We start from the raw sequence: 20,891 nt of genomic DNA, 5'->3' as shown, positions 1-20,891 counted from the left end.
CGTATGAAGAAGATTTACTTATTTATTTTTTTATTGATTTCGGGATTTGGGTTTGCTCAAAGTGTCGGAGATTACGTAGTTACGACAAAATTGAACATAAAGCCACCAAACTCAGGGAGTTATGGTGGAGGCTGTCGAAATGATATCAAAGTTAACCTTGTTTATACTGACGGTGATCCACTTACAACAATTAACGAAGATTTGAACAGTATTCCTAGAGGAAGTTATACTTATTATGACAATAGTGTTTTAGTTTCTTCAAGTAGAAAGCCCTCTAAAATTCAGGTATATGCTTCCAGAAATTGGGACAGAACTGTTGGAGGCTGTGGGGGAAATAATTCATTTAATGGTGACTTAAGAGAAGGAACCTTTGCAAATTGCACCAATACTTATACAGATATCGCAAAGTGGTGGGATGATGAATTAACGATAACCAATATCCCAAAACTTGTCGTTGTAAACCCTGGTGTAGACAATGATTTTCCAACAAACAGCAATATTACTATAAAATCAAACACAGGATTTTTGCGTTCAGAATACAATTGGCAATATTCATTAAAATCAATTCCTAGTAGTGATGTAAATTCCTCAGATTGGATAGATTTACCCCAATTTCAAGGTGAATCAAGCATTACAACCAACGCTACAGCAATTTTAGGTGCTAATGTTGTTAATTACCACGGACAGCAAATTCATTTTAGACAAAAAGCTTGTGGGACCACTTCAGAGTCTGTTTATTATATTATCAGAATTGATATACCTAAAATACTCCCTTCAACAACTACAACAAATGTAAGTTGTTATGATACTGGCAGTACAGATGGGGAATTAAAAATTCAATTTGATAGAGCAGTATATCCGGACGAAATTTTTTCTATTTCATATTACGGAGCAAAAGAAGGAAGTGTAGATAATATTACGCAGTTGGACGCAGATAATAGCTATACTATTGAAGAACTTAATCGTGGAGAATACCATATCACGATGACAGGTTTTTACAATGGGGCTTCAACCTATTCCCCTTATACAGAATTAGGAGGAGTTCCTTATCCGTTTAGAATAGGCGCTCCACCACCCTTAGACTTCACCCTAAGCAGCAGTACCAACGTAAATTGCAACGCCGGTCAAGACGGAACTATTACTATAAGCCCAACAGGCGGTACACGTGATGTTGCAGGCAATGATTACTATTCCCTAGACGAAGGAACAACTTGGGTACCCTTCTCCAATCAAGCTCCTCATACCATTATCAATTTAGCACCAGCCACTTACAACATCATCGTCAAAGACATGAATGGTTGTATTGCCCGTATGCAAAAAATAGTTGGCGGAAATATCGAATTAGGAGAAATAAAAGTACTAAGCAAAGTCATTACACAGCCAGCTGCACCAGTATCGTTGTCGCACAGTTCAATACAAGAGCCTACTTTTTACGGAGGATCCAATGGAAAAATCATAGCTTCCATAACTGGTGGAACCCCTATAAACGATAATTCTTATTGGTACGAATGGAGAAATAGCAACAACGAGATTATAAGTAACGACAAAACCACTACAGAATATTTGTCAGGCGTATATGCAATTATACTGCATGATATTCCGGCAGACACTTATACATTGCAGGTAAGAGATGCCAATTATAATTCGACACCAGATAATTTGGGTTGTAATATATTACCTGTTACCAGCATCAAACTCACCCAACCAGAGCCTATAGTAGTGGTTTTTGAGATCAAACAAACGATCTCTTGCAATGTAAGTAACGAATTTGGCGATGAAACAGATCAAAATCCTGTTGATGGACAAAGAGACGAATCGCAAGACGGAATTTTAGTAGCACATGTAACAGGTGGAGTTCCCTTTAGAGGTTTTGAAAACAACGGATTACCGTACAAGTATTTTTGGAAAAAACAAATACCTAATGGCAATTGGATTCCTTTGAACAATGAGGATGCAACAGCAGAGAATTTATCTGATGGGAATTATGCCTTAAATGTCGAAGATGCCAACGGAATCAGATTAGGAACGTATGTTAATAACATCTTGACCCAAGAAATTGACGTAACCCAATTTATGGCAGAACCACCAAAATTAGAATTAATCTTTACCAAAGAAGACATTTTGTGCACCCAGGGCAACAACGGCTTGGCAACTGCACATGTAACAGGCGGAACACCTCCTTATACCTATGAGTGGAGCAATGGTGAAACCACCCAAACCATATCTGAACTTACCACAAACAACTATTTTGTAAAAATAAATGATACCAAAGGCTGTAGCGTACAAGGAAGTATATTAATTCAGCAACCCAACGGCGTCGAGGTAAATGAAATCATCACGAATCCAACTTGTTTTGAGGCAAATGATGGTTCAATAACAATAGCCCCAACAGGCGGAGTTACCCCATACCAATACCTTTGGAACACTGGAGAAACCACCCAAAACTTGGGCACACTAGCGGCAGGAACGTATACCTTAACCCTTACTGATGCCAATGGTTGTATTACCATTAAAACTTTTGAGTTAAAAAATCCAGACCCAATTGTAATCAATTTAGGAAAAGACAGAACCTTATGTAACGATCAGGTTTTAGATCTAGACGCTTCAATAGAAGATAATAACGCACAGTATGACTGGACATCGACAAACGGATTTACCTCAAGCGAGCCAAAAGTAAATTTGAATGAGGCCGGAACGTACCGAGTAAAAGTAACCTCTTCTTTAGGCTGTATGGGCGAAGACGAAATAGAAATAAAAACAAATGAAGTAATCATTAATTCAGAATATTTGTTAAGCTCACAAGCCTATATAGACGAAGAAGTGATACTAGTGAATACCAGTAAACCCTTTGGCGAAAGTACCCAATGGATACTACCAAACGATGTAACGGTAGTAGACGCGCAAGATAAATATGTTACCGTGAAATTTAAAGAAACAGGCGTTTATACCATAGGATTACAACAAACACAAGGCGAATGTTTTGCGGTGTACAATAAAAACATCACAGTCGAGAAAAGAAGCACATTACCTAATGCCGGAAGTACGCCAAAATTTATAATAGATTTTATCGTAACCCCAACCCCAAGCGACGGTCATTTTCAAGCAATCATCAATTTAGAAAATACCAGTGCGGTCAATTTAAGATTATTCTCTGCAGCAGGACAGCTTACTACGATCAATAAAAAAGATTCAGGCAAGAAAAATTACCAAGTCGATTTTAATACAAATCTTCCAGCAGGAATATACTTTTTGGTGTTAGAGACAGAGCAGCAAACCCTTGTTAAAAAAATCATCATCTACTAAAAATGAGAAAGCTTTTAAAACATATATTCGTAATTCTTTTATTTACCCAATGCTCACCCTTTGGAAGCTTGGGGGCATATGCTCAGCTTTATCCCGTACAGTTAACCCCTGTTTTTAATAGTCCGTACAGTTCAAAACTATCCGACTATGCTACCAGCATGGATACCAAATTTAGACTGCTTGTCAATCCAACTGATATTATGCTAACGTACCGACAAATACGCTTAAAATTAATCATACAAGGCAGCAGATTCAACATACAAAGTAATGATTTTATAGTAGGACAACGCCCTGTTTTTATCACTGGAGGTTCATTTGTAACCCTTACCAATGCCGATATTGGAGCCTTGTTTCGATTAGAAAACCTACAAGGCATCAGCGCAGCACAATACGCCACAGGCTTACCAGAAGGAATGTACAATTTCTGTTTTGAGCTGTATGATTTTGTTACCAATCAAAAAATAGCCCAAAAAAGCTGTGCCGGATTGTATTTGATGTTAAACGATCCGCCACTACTGAACACTCCACAAAAAAACGAACAAATAGTAGCGAGTGATTTTCCGAACATTATGTTTACCTGGACACCTCGCCAGATGAACGCCACCAATGTATCGTACAAATTTGAACTCAAACAACTCTTAGATCCCACACTCGACCCACAATTTGCATTTCAAATGGCGCCACTATTGTACGAGCAAACCTTGTTCAGTACCGCATTGATGTACAATTTAAGCATGCCAATACTAACACCGGGAATGCGTTATGCGTGGAGAGTAAAAGCAATTTCGACCACAGGACTCTCTGAGAATGCTATTTTTAAAAACGACGGATATAGCGAAATCTATTCGTTTAAATACGCCACAAATTGTGCACCACCCACATTTGTACTAAGCCAGTCACATATTCCAACCAGTGTAAAAATCACTTGGCAGGGATTACCAGACCATAAAAAATACCATTTGCAGTACAAAAAACAAGATGTTCGCAATGCACAATGGTTTTCGACCTATACTGTAAATACTCAAAGTTTAATTACCAATTTAGAACCGGGCGTCACCTACCAGTTTAGAGTAGGTGCAACCTGCGATCCCGTACGCGAAGAAGACCAATCCTACACATATTCTAACATAAATACCTTTACCACTACGACAGACAATAAAGGAATAGCCGCCTACAACTGTGGTATCGTACCCAAAATAGACCTAAAAAACCAAACGCCACTTAGCAACCTTATACAAAGCGAAACCTTTACCGCAGGCGATTTTCCCGTAACGATTTTAGAACTTCAAGGCCACGGACCTTATTCCGGAAAAGGATACATCATTGTACCCTATCTAGCCGATACCAAAATTGCCGTTGAGTTCAACAATATTACCATCAATACGGATTATCAATTAATCAGTGGTGTTGTCGAGACAAGATACAATCCGGCAAATATTGCAAATACAAGTAATGTTTTTGTAAGTATTGAATCTTTAATCAATGATATAAAAGAAGCCGTTGAAGAACAGACCCAAAGCGGAAAACTTACTAAAGAAGAAGCTGATGAAATTATTAATGAGACCACAAAGCAAGGCGAAATAGCTCAAAAAGGAAAAGAAGCCATTACCGAAGCTGAGAAACAGAAGACAGAAGAGAAGGACAGCGGAAATGAAAATGAAGTAAGTAAGGAGCAGGAAAATAAAATTGAAACTGCAAAACAAGCAATAAATGGGGCACATGAAAAAATAAAAGAAATAGCTGATAGGCTTGGTATTAAAGCAGGTAAAGGCAATAGAGAGTCTGATGGCTATTTTCAGGGATTATTGCCTTTGGCAGTTAATAACGGAACAGTACAAATTAAACAGATTGACGGTAATGGCGTTTTTAACTTTAAAACTACCGATACTAATTTTCTCGAAACTTACAGTACAATTGTATCTGGTAAAAAGTACACTTTTGTTATCACTACCTCTAACTCTACAAAAGAAGAATTAGAAAAAGCAAAAAAATTAGTAGACAATCCTACAGACGGTATTGTTATTTACAATCATTATGACTTAAAAAACAACAAGCTAGGCTACAAAGTAAATTTTGCCAATAACTTTTTTGACGGAATAAAAGCAGAGGATATTGAAGAAATTAAAGCTTTATATACAGAAGCTTTGAATAATTCTCTTGATGAAGCAGAAAATGTGACCGATTGGGCTGGTGAAATTTTTAAGGCTACAACATTTCTTAATAAAACATTTCAGGATTTAATAAATAAAATTGAACTGCCGGAAAGTATTTGGAACCCTGCAGACAAAGATTTTGCTGGGAACAAATACAAAATGAAAGCTCTTGATGCAGGATTAATAGATGGAGCTCTTGATGAAATAAAGAGTATCCCCTTGCTAATAAGTATTGTTGTTGATTATACTACTAGTAAAGAAACAAGCGATAAAATAAACCAGGCTTTTAGTGATTTTAGTTTTGAGGAAACTATAAAAAACTTTTATGAAGAACGAAAAGAGCTTTACACCGGACAATCTATCCCAAAAATAGAACATCAAACTGGGAGAGATGTTGTAGCTGTAGGTACCCTTATTGGTACAGGTGGTCTGGCAGGGGTTACAAAAGTAAAAAAAGGACTTAACTTTGTAGAAGAACTTGTTCAGGTTGTTAAGAAAAAAGGAGCGAAAGAACTTGCAGAAGATTTAGCATCTTTTACAAGAAAAACTCTTGTAGACAAAACAAAAGATATAGCCAGTGTATGGAAAAAAGTATATCCTGAAATATTTGTAGAACGAAGATTTTTTGAGGATGTAATGGGAGAATATCGATATACCAAAGCATCTGGCTGGGGACATACGGGAGATATAGCCGATAACTTTAAGGGAATCGATTTCTATAATAATTTTAAGGAGGTTGGAAATGATATTTTTGCAGAAACTGCTGTTTCTATGAAAACAACTACTACTAAAAATGTAGATAGTTGGTTAGCAACAAAAGCTGTTAAAGATAATATTGATAATCTTGCAGGAGGTTTAACTGGTGATGGGATAAAATGGAACGGAAAAACTATAAAATATAATAAAGCTGAAATCCATATTTATATGCCAAAAGAGAGCATTACCCCACAATTAAAAGTAGAATGGTTAAATAAACTAAAAACTGCAAAACCAAATATAAAATTTGAAATTAATGCTTTAGAAGATTTTATTAAATAACAATATTATGAAACTAAAATATTTGAAAAACATAAAAGATCCATATATTTCTAAAGAAAAATTTGATTATATTTTAAATGTAAAAAATAAATTAGATTACAATAAATGGATTCAATATGTGGATAGCCATCAAAATTATTTTACTTGGTATGAAAATACTGAAGATGGAATTTACAAAAAAAATAATATGGACAAGGTGCCTGAAAGTTTTAGAGAAAAAGAAATACTGTATTTAGACAAAAAAAATGCTCATGCTGAATATAATACAAAAAAAGGTTTTTACGAAGTTATTTTAAGTTTTAATTATAATTTAGGTATTATATCTACAACTTTTCAAAAAAAAATCACAAAAGAACATTTGAAAATGTTACTTGAAATGGCAAATCATCTTGATGCTTATTTGCTCAATAGTGGGAAAACAATAATTGATGAAAAGGTTGTTAAGGAGCTGGAATAATTTGATATTTATATTGATCATGTGTTGACGAGCGCTTCACTTGTTACTCAAGGTACCTAAAGAATGGGCAGATCGAATTGCAAATAGATTTGGTAAATATAAAGGTTTATTAACAGAAGAGGAATGGCTGCAACGCTATAAAACTTTATATACAAACAGAACAATAGGAAAACTAACCGAAGATCAATTTGAATTATTAGAGGGAGGATTAAAACCTAAAAAAGGTATATCAACTGGTGATGGTAAAAGATATTTTGACAATGTATTAGAAGGAACTGCAAGGGAAGTGAAATCTGGACCAGTAACTTTGTCAAGTTCTTCAACAACTATTGAAGCATTTGTTATAACAATAAATTAATAAATTATGTTAAGTTACATTTTACAAATATTTTTTTTACTTTCTATTGCCTACATTTCATATAGAAGCAAATCTTACCTGTTGTTTAATTATTTCATAGGCTTAATCTTGCTTTTGTATTTTGTAGATTTAAATTTCCGTGGAGAGTCCAGATCATTAATGTTTGAAATTGTAATGCTTGTATATATTGTACCATCATATACTGTTCTATTCGTTTCTTCCTTATCTATTTATTTTGACGAAACAAATTCTAAAGAATATCATTTTTTTATACCAATATTTTTTTATTGTGGTATTATATTGTTAGAGTTATTTTATTTTAAAATGAAAGAAGCATTCAGTTTAATTTATCTCCCAATTTTTGTAGCTTTTTTTCCTTTATATATATTGAAATATTATCGAAAATATATCAAAGAATGATAACAAAAAAAGATATTGAGTTAATATGAAAATTATAAAATGGATAGCTATTTTAAGCTTTACAGTACTTAGTATTGTTATACTATATTGGGTTGGTTTTGCTATTCTTTTTTCTTACGGTGCAGGATCTGGTGGAACAGGTTCATTCGAAAGATATGAATTTAAAGGAAATGGAGCAAATGCAAAAAAAGTATTTGAAAAGACATTCGAGAAAGAAGATATTATTATTCGTGATTCAGTAATTGATGAAAATCATGATAGAACAATTGATGAACACCTAATAATAATTAATCTTAAAGAAAATAATACTGAATATATTATTGATTTTCCAAATAATAATAATGATTTCTATTTTTATCTTATTTATATAGATGGTAAAATAAATGATGATTTTGGATGGTTTTCTTTTGAAAAGCACAAAAAATTAAAAGCATTTGAGGAAGTTATAATCAAACCATTGTCAAAAAAGTTTAAAAGAGTAGAAGAATGAAAAAAGCTTACTCAATCTGAAATAGCTTTGCATAGAGCGGAATTTAATTCTAAGAAAGCACAGATAATTAAAGATTGGGAATTAGAGACAGGTCAAGAATGGCCTAAATATACTGAACCAGTATTTTCAAAAAATGGTACTGAAATAAGAAAACCAGGAGATTTATATGATGCACATCATATAATTGAGAATAAATTTGGTGGAGATAATGAGTGGTGGAATATGCAACCTGCAAAATTCCCTGATGAGCACCAAGGAGGAATACATGGAGCAGGGTCTCCTTCAAGAGAATTATTTAAATAAATATGTTATGAGCTTTGAAAAAGAAATAAATTTCCTTCTGCAAAATGAAAATAAGGATTTTGCAATCAATGAGAAGATTAGGGCCACTAATCAAGAGATTTTAGAACTGAAAAATGAATATCCTAATATCCCAAATGATTTTTTGGAATATCTATTAGAAATAGGATCAGGAAATATTATGGAGTCACAATTTAAAGTAATGAATAAATTATTTGATTTTAATGATTTAGGATTAGAAGATATTTATGATTTACCTGATAATATTAAATTATTTGGAGATAATTTTTCAGGAGATTTTTCAGGATTTAATATCGATAATAATATTGATGAAGTAATCGAATTTTGGCATGATTCCAATGAAATTTATTACACAGGAAAAACTTTCAGGGAATATATTAGAGAGAAAATGCTTATGAGATGAGAAAAGGGCATAAAATAAACCTAATAGATGAGAATTTTTATGTAACTGATGAACATCAAGGGTGCCTTATTAAAAATATTGTAATTGAGAGAAATGAAATCGAATCATTATTTGCAAAATATCGAAGAGAAGTGCCTTATGAGATTAAAATTATTTATTCACCTAAAACAAGTAAGCTGGGATGTTAAGTTTAGTTATGATAATCCAATTCCAAATGATGATTGTGCGCTAGATGATGGATTTCGAGCTTGGATAAAAGATTTAGGAATTGAATTATATTATAAATAGGCGTAAAGTATTTTATGAGAACAATAATTTATAACTAAGTCCTTTTGAAGTAGGATATAAATAATTATGAATCAAAATCAATTTGACATAGAGTTACTCGGCTGCCACACGAATCCTTTCGTGTGGCAGCCGAGTATGTCAAGGTCTAGTTTTTATAAAAATTTAAAATACTAGAATTATAAAGATAGAACCACTTGTTCCAAGGTAAGTGATAGTATTTTGGATTCGCATTACATAGAAAATTAAACAGATAAATACCACCAAATAGTTTAAGAAACAAAGCATAGCTCTAAAATAAAGAGCTAGTAATTATAATATATAAATGTAGCTAAAAGTAAGTAATAACGTATGAAAAAATATATTTTAATGGCTTTAATATTACTTGTAAACACGGTGAGTTTTGCCCAAAAGCTTAAAATAGAAAAAGGAGAAATTAAACTAGACGATAAAACATTAGGTTTAGTAGAAGGAAAAAGACCCATTTATAAATACTATAACCTAGACAAAACCTATTCAGTAACGGCAGAAATAAAAAGTGCCCCAAACGAGCCTTCATTAGCCCTTCCGTGGATAGAGTTAAAAGACGAAAAAACGGGAAAAACAAATGAATTAGAATTTAGAAGCAGAAAATTTAGTGCTTTTAATTACGATAGAAGTATTGCCTATGAACTTTTAGAAAGAAATTATCTAACTACTGACGGATTAAATCCCGAAGCAATCGAATCGTTTATCAGCGGAGAATCAGCAGGTATTGCAGCAAAACGATTAGGTGCTCAAAACGAAATAGATCAAGCAAATAAAGTAGCAGATACCTATCAATTAAGTATAGATGATGCAGGTACTATTTACAGCATTAAAGCTCAAAATCCAGATCCAAATGATAAAAGAATTGGTTATATCAAGATGACATCGCCAGCAATCAATGGAGAGTTGAAATATGAAGTAATGGATTTAGACCAATATTTAATCGCTTCTTGGTATGCAAAAAGCGGTATGGTATCAGGTTATAATAAATATTTGAACCAGCAACTTATCACTGTCGATAGAAACATAATTAGTGCCGCTTTCGACAATAAAGGTAACCCGATAGGTTATAAAATGAGTAAAGACAAAACAGCTATGAATATTGTGAGAGCTCTTATAGGCAATGGTTATGTTTTGCAGCATCAAGGAATAGACATTGAAAATAAATTTAAAGAAGAACAGTCTAAACTCAATAAAGAGAAGTATGAAGAGGCTAAATTAAATTCGGTAAACATTTATGATAAAAATGGATATGTGATTGATGAAAAAGGAGAAAAAATTACTGGAACTTTAAAAATAGAGTTTAAAGCAATTACTACAGGCAATGCTAATACATCTAGTTCGCTTGTTCCGGGTCAGAGATTATATCTCACTAATGCAATTCATCCTTTTCAAACCTATGATTCAAAATCCGGGATTCGATTTTGTATCGATGAGAGTAAAGAATGTTTTATTGGTTTAACCAGCAAAGGATCAAATTTTATGTCATCAGCTCTAAAAGCGCTAGATACCGATAATTCTAAATTCTATAAAATTTTGTATGAAGAAAATGGCTATATGGTTTTGGTAGATCCGGCAGTACCAGACGATTTTGTCATAAAAATACCAAATCAGGATAAAGGTTTGTTTACCACAAAAGGAAGCAATACTAAATTAAAGAAAAACATAATAGACTACCTAAAATGTGATTCATTCGTATTTGAAAATCATGATTTAAAAACCCTGGACGGTTTGATAAAAGCTTTAGGAGATTATAAAAATAATTGCAATAAATAATTAAAATAGAAATAGAAATGAAAAAGAAAATTTTAGTAGTAGCGGCCTTACAACTTTTTTTAATGTTGGGTGCCTGTAGTTCAGATTCAGGAAGTGATGCAACGACTGCAGAGGTTAAAGGAGAAATAAAAGCAGATTATTTAGTAGATGTCGTTTTAACATCTGATTTTGTTATTGGTAATGATAATGTAACGTATAAAATAAGTGAAGGTACTAATGGTATTGAATTAATAAAAATTGATTTAGAGGGTAATGCAATCTTACTTAACACACTTGATTTTTTAAAATTTAATTCTTCAAGATTAACAATGTCAAATGATGGGGCTGTTTTGTTAGTAGTAATGAATAATTCTGGTGATTCAGACAAAATATTTCGCTTTGAAAATAATTTTTTGGAATTGAATCCTTTTTACACGATGAAACCTATCAGTTCTCCTTTTGCAAAAAAAATAGGACTTAATTCCATTTGTAATAACAATGACAATACTTATTTTGTATATGACAATAACAATAAAGAAATCAAACGTGTAATACCATCACTAAGTACCGATGCCTTTGTGGCGGGGTCAGGGAAAAGTGAAATTAAAGATGGTACGGGGCTTGATGTTGGATTTGGCTCTGTAAATCAGATTATTTCACATGATAATGTTTTGTATTTAATTGATAATTTAAACACAGGAACTGTTATTAATTCTACTATTCGAAAATTAGAATATGTTAATAACCAGTGGAAAGTAACGACCTTAATTTCAAGCACTACAGATCGTTATGACGAGATGGCTTTTGATGCTAATAATGAATTATATGTTTTAGTAGACCGAAAAGGAATTTTCAAATTAAATCTTCAAGACAATGCTTTAACTTCTTTTAAAGAAGGGGGTATTAAAATCGGAAATAAAAATAGCCATATATCATTTGATGCAGGGTTCTGTGAAAGGATGAAAATCAAAGGGAATGATTTGTATTTAATTTCTGTAAATAGATTAATCAAAATCTCCGATTTTCAAACCAAGTTTGCCAACGCTGCAAAATAAAAGCTCTTAAAAGCCACTACAACCCATAAGAGTTGTAGTGGTTTTAAAAATAACCGTTATGAAAAAAACTTTACTCTTAATTTTACTTATAATCGTGAGTTCTTGTTATCAGGAAACTTCTATAGTCGTAGGAGGAGATTTTACAACTTCGTATGTAAATGAAGATGAATCTATCCCTGTGATTATCAAAATCGATAACCTGGTTACCGGAGCCGATACCTATGCTTGGACTTTTGAAGGCGGAAGTCCCGGGACCTCCAATTCTAAAAATCCGGGCGAAGTATTATACGAAAAGCAAGGCACCTATACCATAAAACTCATCGCGACCAACGTAGATGGAGAACGTAAAGAATTTAGCAAAACAGTTGTTATTAGAGACGGAATCAACATTCAGTTTACACATGAAATAATAAAAAGTACTTATTCTCCGGTTGAGGTTGTATTAAAAAACACCACCGTTGGAGAAGGCTTCACCTATAAATGGAATTTTGAGGACGGGATGCCAGCCAATTTCACAGGCAAAACACCACCTAATGTAGTTTTTACCACACCAGGAGAGCACAAAATCACATTAACAGTTTCTAATGGATTTGAATCGGATACTAAATTTCAAACCGTAACTATAGCACCTTATTTAGTAAGCCTATTTGAGATAGAACCTAAGTTTGAAGATGATGATTTTCAGGCCCCGGTGACGATTAATTTCAAAAATAAATCAATCAGTGCCACCAGTTACAAATGGACGTTCCAAGGCGGAAATCCAGCCACATCAAACGAAGAAAACCCAAGCGTAGTTTTTACCACAATAGGTATTCATGAAGTAACACTCGAAGCCATTAATGATAAAACCAGTCAAATTTACAAATCGACAGTAACGGTTCAGCCCAATACCAATTTGCGTATTCTGACCAATGTTAAACTCGGTATCAACACAGCACACAATAACAATAGCATTGGCGCCATGTATTCGACCACGACCCGACAAGTGTACAAAGCCAATGAAATTACCAGTGAAAACAGCAGTCTAATCGACATTGTATTCCAAGGATTAAACGCCAACTTTACCTATAATAAATTCAGTTCGCCAGCTGAGGTAAGCAACTACGGTTTCTTGCCGCTTAAAAATGCACAAAGCACCCTATTTGTTAACTCACAAGAGTTATGCAATTGCGGCTTAAACTTTACCACAGCACAATTTGATGCCATGGTAAACGACAATCCGTTACAATCCTTAAACATCAACTATAGCGCCGCAGGCGAACAACAATTTGGGTCCACCTATCCAAGAATAATTTTGTTTAAAACACAAGACGGAAGAAAAGGAGCCATCAAAATAAAAGATATGGTAAAAAATGGAGCAAGCTCTTCTATTTTATGCGATATCAAAGTACAAAAACAATAGAAGAAGAATTGACTAATGAAAATGGATACTAAAAAATATACCTTTAAGCTACTTCTTGTATTGCTGCTTGTACTGTCTAAAAACAGCTATTCGCAAGATGTAGATTTAGAGACCTTCTATAAGCCCAATTTTAAAGTAACAGGAGCGGTAAATGCCAATATGATATTTTACAATTCGAATCAGGAAAACTCGCGTGAGCCTTTTACGTATTTACTATCGGGAAATTTAAACGTGAGCGCTTTTAATTTCAACATACCCATTTCGTACAGTTTGACCAATCAAGGCAATAATTTGGGTTATTCGACCCCCTTTGATTTTAATCGATTGAGTATAATGCCCAAATACAAATGGATAAAAGCCTATATAGGTAATGTCAGCATGACTTTTTCTCCCTACACACTAAGCGGTTTTCCTTTTAGAGGCGTTGGTTTTGAACTCACACCAAGAAGTCCCTTTAAAATTAGTATCATGGGCGGACAATTATTAAAACCTGTAGAAGAAGACAAGGCATTTGGCGGAGTGCCCGTTTACGAACGCTATGGATATGGAGCGAAAGTAGGCTACGAAAAAGACAGTTATGCAATAGGCTGGATAGGTTTTTATGCCAAAGACAATATCAATTCACTCTCGCATGTTTCAGATGATAAAGGCGTAACGCCAAAATCAAATTTTGTAAATAGCTTGACTTTCGGAACCACTTTAGTAAAAGATTTGACTTTCAATGTCGAGTATGCCTTATCGGTACTAACAGATGATACCAGATCAGGAACTCTTTCAGGAGGACATTTTAAAGACCGCCTTTTTTCAGCAAAAGAAAGTACGGCATTTTTGAATGCACTGAATGTCAATTTTGATTATGCGATACAAAAAAGTAAAATAGGACTGACTTACGAGCGTATCGATCCTAATTATAGTACCTTGGGAGCCCTTTATTTTAATAATGATTTAGAGAATATAGCCTTGCGATTTAATCGCCCTTTTTATAAAGATAAAATCAACTTTTCGGCAAGTTTAGGCTACCAAAAAGACGATTTGGCCAAAGAGAAAAAAGAAGACACCAAACGAGTTGTAGGATCTGTAAATGTAACCTATAAGGTAACAGACCAATTGAACCTAACAGGAAGCTATTCTAATTTTTCAACCTTTACCAATAAAAAACTCGACCAGTTCGAACTCATCAATAATCCCAATGTAGTGGCTGCCGATACATTAGATTACCGACAATTGTCACAAAATGCTAATTTGAATGCAAGTTATGCTTTTGGAAAAGATAAAAACCAAAACATAAACTTTAATTATAGCGTTGCTGGACAGGCAAACGAGCAAGGCGGAGTAATAAGAAGAGGACAAGCCAGTACGGTACAGAATTATAATGTAGCTCATACCATTAATTTTTTAGGAATAAAAACAGCCCTAAACAGCTCCTTAAACTATACCAGTAATCAAGTTGGATTGTATGATAACTCCTCAATAGGCGCCTCCCTAGGTGTTTCGAAAAAGTTATTAAAAGAAAAAATGAATACCAATTTTGGTTTATTGTACAACAGTACACAAAGTGATGCCGACTCAAGTTCCGTTTTCGGAATCAACCTCAATAACAGTTATGTACTGCTGCAAAAACATAATTTTTCGTTAGGATTAATTTCCATGTTTCGCAGCGTAAAAGACAGACCCAATAACAACGATATTATGCTGAATTTTAATTATGGATATAGTTTTTAGCAGAAGAAAAAATGAAAATGAAATAGATTTACCAGTAAGGTATTAAGATGATTAAACAACTAAAACATAATTTTTCTCAACCTCTTTATGGTAATACAAAAAATAAAAATCAAATTTTTTAAAAGCATAAAATCAAACTGAAAATTCAGTATCGATTTACAATATAAACTCTTTAATATGAAAAAGTTTTGCTCTATATATTTCCCTTTTATACTCCTGTTTTTTTTAGTAATAAACTCTTATGGACAAGAATTACCTGTTCCTGCCAGCGAAATAGGAGCTGCTTCAGGTTCCATCGAAAAAATTGAAAAAGCAAACCGTTGGGTAGATCATTTCTCGAATGAGGATTTGGTAGAATTACCCGTTGGTATTAGAAAAACCCTGGACAATGTTGCCTATTCTATAGGGATAACCAAAGCTGTTTTCTCACCAGAATACACCACACTAACCGTTTTTTGTAGAGTTGATCTTCCACAGACCACACCAGACGGGCGACCAGTACAATTGTTTTTTGGGGCCGATAATGTAAAACTATCGCACGAAGGCGGAATTATAGGCGAAGCCAAACTGGTTTTATTAGGCAATATCGATATTCCTTTTGATAATAAAAAATGGCAATTGTCTCTCTATGGAGGTTTTAATATGGCAACAGGGAATACTGAAGATTTAACCTATGTTGTAATGGATTGTGATGGTTTTAAAGAAATGAAAATTTCGGGAGCCGTAGAGTTTTCAAGAAGCTTGATTTTGCCAATTGATCCCCAAAGTAAAACCGTTGACGAAGGCAAAACAAAAGAACTTAGAAGATATTACAACGGAAAAGACTATCTGGTACCCAACCGAGTGCGGGGCGAGTTTAGCTTTATGGCAAAAAGTTGGAATGATATTTTGGTCAATGTAAGCTTGGAACCTTTTGTACAAGCAGAAAAACGAAACGGTAAAGATTTTGAGGGCAATTTTACCTTCGAAGTCAGCAATGCCGTATTGGATTTGAGTGATTTAAAAAACGACCCTACAGTTGAATTTCCAGATATTTATATAAAAAATGGGCTTTTAATGCCAAACCAGAATGCCTGGAAAGGTGTTTTTATTCGATCTTTTGAAGTAGGATTACCCAAAGAATTCCAAACCAGCGATAGCGCTTCAAAAAAAGAGCGAATCTATGTAGGGGCACAAAACTTAATTATAGACAAATACGGAGTTTCGGGAACCTTTTATGCAGATAATGTTTTTACACTCGATAGAGGAATTACCAGTCAGGAAAAATCTTGGGCGTATTCCCTAGATCATATTGATGTAACCATTGCTGCTAATACTTTTGTAAAAGCTAATTTGAATGGAGAAATACTTTTACCCATAACCAAAGCTGCCGCAGAAAAAAAAGAAACAAAAACCACTACATCAAATACCACAGATACTAGGGCAAAACCAGAGCAAACCAAAAGAGCCGGTTTAGCCTATAGCGGTTTTATCTCGATGCAAGAGCAACAATTGGTTGTAGTCACAAAAGACTCGATTGCTTTTGATATCTGGAAAGCAAAAGCACTGTTATTACCCAATAGTTCAGTAGAACTAAAATTAGTAAATGGACGATTTTTACCCAAAGCCAATTTAAACGGAACCATTACTTTCGGCACCAATAAAAAAGCAACAGACGATACCGAAGTAGAAGGAAAACGAACAGTTGATTTTAAAGGAATAACTTTTGAAAACCTCCAACTGCAAACTGTTTCACCTGTAATTTCCGTTCGAAATATGGGCTACCAGGGCACAGTCGCTTTTGGTAATTTCCCCGTGTCGATTGGCAATATCAATGTAGGCATTAACGGCGATAATTCAAGAATCGATTTTGATTTAGGAATCAATTTTATGGACGGAACCAGAGGAGCCGGAGCCACAGCCCGAATCGGAATTTTGGGTAAAATGTACGATGATGGTTATAGGCAACGCAGCCGTTACGACGGACTGGATGTCTCGGCGATTAGTATCAATTGCGAGTTTGGCTCCATGACGATGAAAGGAAGCCTTATTCTGATGGAAAACGACCCTGTTTATGGAGACGGATTCAATGCCGATTTAGAAGTTGATGTTGCTAAAATAGTAAATGTAAAAGCAAAGGCCATTTTTGGAAAAAAAACCTTTAGATATTGGTATTTTGATGCCGCAGTAAACTTTCCGCCAACAGCAGGAAGTCCGTTTATGATAACTGGTTTTGGAGGAGGTGCCTATTACAAAATGCGTCGTAATCAAGATGTAGCCATTGGCGATTTTTCGCCTGCGGGATTGAGTTACACACCCGATGAAAAAGTAGGTTTAGGATTAAAAGCCTTAGTTTATTTTTATGCAGGTTCAGATAAAGTTTGTAATGGAGAAGCAGGGTTCGAAATTACTTTTAACTCAAAAGGCGGAGTAAATCGATTGGCTATTTTTGGAAAAGCAAAAGTTTTGGCAACTATTCCAAGAATGGAAAAAATAAGTAATTTGATGCAAAAAGTAGCCTCAGATGTTACCTCCAAAAAAAGCTTTATGGGCATAACAGAAGACAACCTTAATAATTCGTCCTTTGCCAGCAAATATATTCCAGCAGCAAAAGAAGCCATACCGGGTGATTTATCAGCAGATGCAAACATTACAATGGCAGCTGCAATAGAATTTGATTTTCAGAATAATTCATTGCATGCTACGACAGATGTGTACATTAATACCCCGGGGAATTTCTTGTCTGGAACAGGACCCGGCGGTAGAGCCGTTTGGGGTGTTTTTCATAAAGACCCTAAAGATTGGTATTTGTACATGGGAACTCCAGATGACAGGTGTGGTATAAAACTAGGATTTGCAGGAATGTACCTAAAAACCACCAGTTATTTTATGGCAGGAACACTACTGCCGGGAAGTCCGCCGCCACCAGCAATAGTTGCTAATATATTAGGAGTTGACGCGAAAGAACTCGATTATATGCGTGACGAAAATACACTTGCCAACGGAGGCGGTTTAGCCTTTGGAGCCAATTTGGATTTTGATACAGGAGATTTAAGTTTCTTGCTTTTTTATGCCCGTTTTCAGGCAGGAATGGGATTTGATATCATGTTAAAAGATTATCAGGAAGCCAGATGTTCCAACACAGGAAAGCAAGTAGGGATAAACGGTTGGTATGCAAATGGACAATCGTACGCTTATTTACAAGGTGAATTGGGTATTCGTGTAAAATTGTCATTTTTGAAATTTAAAGTGCCTATTATCTCTGGAGGAGCAGCTGTTCTATTGCAAGCCAAGTTGCCCAACCCAGTTTGGATGCGTGGTTATGTAGGCGGAAATATGAACATATTGGGAGGACTTATAAAAGGTAAATTCCGCTTTAAGTTAGAACTCGGTGAAGTATGTCAATTTGAAAATGCCTCTCCGCTGGGTGGTATTAAATTAATTACCGATGTGACCCCAAAAGACAAATCAGGAGATATAGATGTTTTTGCTGTACCGCAAGCTGCTTTTTCTATGAAAGTAAACGAAGCATTTGTAATTCCAGAAGATACAGGAGATGTCACCTATAAAGTAATTTTAGAACAATTTAAAGTTTTTGATGGTACAATTGAAATACCGGGAAAATTTGAATGGGGTTCTATGAAAGACCGAGTAAATTTTGTTTCAACCGATATTTTACCTCCAAACAAAGAACTAAAAGTAAAAGTAGAAGTAAGCTTCCAGAAAATGATAAATGGTGTTTTTCAGCCTATAAAAGTCGACGGAAAAGTAGCTACCGAATACGAAGAAAGAACCTTTACCACAGGAGGAGCACCCAATTATATTCCGCTTACTAACATACAATATTCATATCCAGTGGTAGAGCAAAAATATTTCTTAGAAGACGAATATTCAAAAGGATATATTCAGCTTAAACGCGGTCAGGATTATTTGTTTGACGATCCTAATTGGGAAACTGGCATACAAATAAACGAAGAAGGAAAGTCTGATGCTAAAGCGACAGCCTTTAACTACAGTACAAGTTCAAACGAAGTGTATTATGACCTGCCCAATATCAATCAAGAAAAGAAATACAATTTTGCTATTGTAAGTTCTTTGAAACAAAAGCAACCATCAAAAACAGGAACAACCAATCCAAGGACCAATAACGTTACGGATGATGGAAATGACATACAAATAAAAGAAAATCAAGCTGATGCTTTATCAAAAGCCGAAGGAATACTAGAGCGTTTAACGTATACTTTTAGTACCAGTAAATACAAAACATTTACTTCAAAAATGAATGCGATCTCGACAAAAAGTTACAATTTTGGCGTACTATATTCCGATGTTATTTATTTGACCAATACGATTTCAAGCCAAGAAGCCTTTGATTTGACAGAATTGCAAGGCGTAACTTATAGCGAGAACAAACCTGTAGTAACAGCAGAATCCAAACTCAATGATGAATATTACTCAACCGATATTTATCCGTATTTGTATAAAGATTACCCGCTTAATGGTGAATATGCCATCACCAATCGAGATGTAAACGAGTTAGGAACAATTCCAGCCAAAGCCATTCCGCTCAATGCGTATTATATGTCAAGTGTCGAGAACGATGTTAATCAAGCTTGGACAAAAAGTAATTTCCCATTCAAGTACAATATGCCTTTGTTGTATAAACAAGACTGGGTCGATTTAAACAATCAAATTATCAATGATTATGTCGACGGAATATCAGGTAGTGATTCTATTGCCAAGAGATTCTTGAATAGCACTTATCAGTTTATGCGATACGGAGATTATGAAATAGTCATGAAGTACAATTTGCCGGGAGATAAAAAGTCTACAGAGTACACTTATAAATATAAAAACAATAATAAGTTTAGATAATATTCTAAAAAGAAATTAAAAGTAATTGGAAAGCGGTGAAAATTAAATAATATTTAATCCATTAAAAATACCAAACCTTAAAAGCCAGCCCAATAGGGCTGGCTTTTTGGAATTACTTCAAAATGTACTGGACTTATTAAATGATAAAAGTTCTTCATTTTCCGAAGAATGGGAATACCTATGTGAAAGCTTCATGAAGCATTTAAAAAACAGATCATCAAATGTATTCCCTTATAGATTGTTTACAGAGAATTAGTATTAGAGGAAACCTTTGTCTTTTCCGGCAATGGGATTAAGTTGTTAGTTAGGTCTTAATATGCTGCAATAATTAAAACAAAAAGTAGTTTTATTTAGCAAACTAAACTCTTAGTTTTGCTTTATAATTTAATATATAAAATATCATGAAAGATTTATTAGTAAAGATCAACGCTGAAATTGAAACATTTAAAACAGAATCTGAGACTCTAACTGAAAAAGGCGTTAAAGCTGCCGGACCAAGAGCTCGTAAATCAAGTTTAGAACTTGAAAAACTATTCAAAGAATTTAGAAAAGTTTCTGTAGAAGCAGCAAAAAAATAATTTATGCTGAAAATGATCCTCGCTTAAAATGCCTGAGCAAGGGAGCTTTTTAGAATTGAAAAATCTTATTCTGGTATTTTAATAACTTCAAGAGGCCATTTTTTATTTCACTTACTTTTATGTTTACATTTCAATTAAAAAGGATTAATTCTCATATTTTAAAGACTGTAATGTTTCTTAATTTAGGTAGTTAAGAAACGACAAATTACATGAAGTAGTCTTAAAAATATTTTATCTTAAAGATGCTCAGAAATGAGCATCTTTTTTTAT

14 protein-coding genes are annotated in these 20,891 nt (G+C 34.2%); all 14 read left to right on the top strand.

What is annotated here, in order from left to right:
• The first annotated feature begins 3 nt into the window (after positions 1-3).
• The 14 genes from IUY40_RS13970 (at position 4) to IUY40_RS13905 (ending at position 20,621) form a co-directional block, all read left to right on the top strand.
• Complete coding sequence (locus tag IUY40_RS13970; protein ID WP_195737479.1) at positions 4-3,303, top strand: T9SS type A sorting domain-containing protein; 3,300 nt, start codon at positions 4-6, stop codon at positions 3,301-3,303.
• A 2-nt stretch (positions 3,304-3,305) separates the two neighbouring features.
• Entirely contained in the window at positions 3,306-6,494 is a 3,189-nt protein-coding gene (locus tag IUY40_RS13965; RefSeq protein WP_195737478.1) for a fibronectin type III domain-containing protein, read from the top strand.
• A 7-nt stretch (positions 6,495-6,501) separates the two neighbouring features.
• Positions 6,502-6,951: a hypothetical protein gene (locus tag IUY40_RS13960; RefSeq protein ID WP_195737477.1), complete on the top strand. Its 450-nt coding sequence runs from the start codon at positions 6,502-6,504 to the stop codon at positions 6,949-6,951.
• Between the two features lie 40 nt (positions 6,952-6,991).
• On the top strand, positions 6,992-7,309 hold the full coding sequence (locus IUY40_RS13955; RefSeq protein WP_195737476.1) for a hypothetical protein: 318 nt from the start codon (positions 6,992-6,994) through the stop codon (positions 7,307-7,309).
• Between the two features lie 445 nt (positions 7,310-7,754).
• On the top strand, positions 7,755-8,219 hold the full coding sequence (locus tag IUY40_RS13950) for a hypothetical protein (protein ID WP_195737475.1): 465 nt from the start codon (positions 7,755-7,757) through the stop codon (positions 8,217-8,219).
• Positions 8,220-8,246: 27 nt separating this feature from the next.
• A complete protein-coding gene (locus IUY40_RS13945) occupies positions 8,247-8,522 on the top strand; it encodes a hypothetical protein (protein WP_317190924.1) in 276 nt (91 codons plus the stop codon).
• 7 nt (positions 8,523-8,529) lie between these two features.
• On the top strand, positions 8,530-8,943 hold the full coding sequence (locus IUY40_RS13940; RefSeq protein WP_195737474.1) for an SMI1/KNR4 family protein: 414 nt from the start codon (positions 8,530-8,532) through the stop codon (positions 8,941-8,943).
• A 138-nt stretch (positions 8,944-9,081) separates the two neighbouring features.
• Complete coding sequence (locus tag IUY40_RS13935) at positions 9,082-9,231, top strand: hypothetical protein (RefSeq protein ID WP_195737473.1); 150 nt, start codon at positions 9,082-9,084, stop codon at positions 9,229-9,231.
• A 348-nt stretch (positions 9,232-9,579) separates the two neighbouring features.
• On the top strand, positions 9,580-11,031 hold the full coding sequence (locus tag IUY40_RS13930; protein ID WP_195737472.1) for a hypothetical protein: 1,452 nt from the start codon (positions 9,580-9,582) through the stop codon (positions 11,029-11,031).
• A 17-nt stretch (positions 11,032-11,048) separates the two neighbouring features.
• Complete coding sequence (locus IUY40_RS13925; protein WP_195737471.1) at positions 11,049-12,065, top strand: hypothetical protein; 1,017 nt, start codon at positions 11,049-11,051, stop codon at positions 12,063-12,065.
• A 58-nt stretch (positions 12,066-12,123) separates the two neighbouring features.
• Positions 12,124-13,467: a PKD domain-containing protein gene (locus tag IUY40_RS13920; protein WP_229335563.1), complete on the top strand. Its 1,344-nt coding sequence runs from the start codon at positions 12,124-12,126 to the stop codon at positions 13,465-13,467.
• 21 nt (positions 13,468-13,488) lie between these two features.
• Positions 13,489-15,189: a hypothetical protein gene (locus IUY40_RS13915; RefSeq protein ID WP_229335562.1), complete on the top strand. Its 1,701-nt coding sequence runs from the start codon at positions 13,489-13,491 to the stop codon at positions 15,187-15,189.
• A gap of 177 nt (positions 15,190-15,366) precedes the next feature.
• Positions 15,367-20,043 carry a hypothetical protein gene (locus IUY40_RS13910; protein ID WP_195737469.1) on the top strand — a complete coding sequence of 1,559 codons (4,677 nt, stop codon included), beginning with the start codon at positions 15,367-15,369 and terminating at the stop codon, positions 20,041-20,043.
• A gap of 401 nt (positions 20,044-20,444) precedes the next feature.
• Entirely contained in the window at positions 20,445-20,621 is a 177-nt protein-coding gene (locus IUY40_RS13905; RefSeq protein WP_195737468.1) for a histone H1, read from the top strand.
• Positions 20,622-20,891 lie beyond the last annotated feature (270 nt).

Origin of the sequence: Flavobacterium sp. ALJ2 (assembly GCF_015594725.1) — a bacterium.
Classification (GTDB): Bacteria; Bacteroidota; Bacteroidia; order Flavobacteriales; family Flavobacteriaceae; genus Flavobacterium.
Note: the sequence above shows the minus strand (reverse complement) of the source record. Positions and strands in the feature narration are given on the sequence as shown.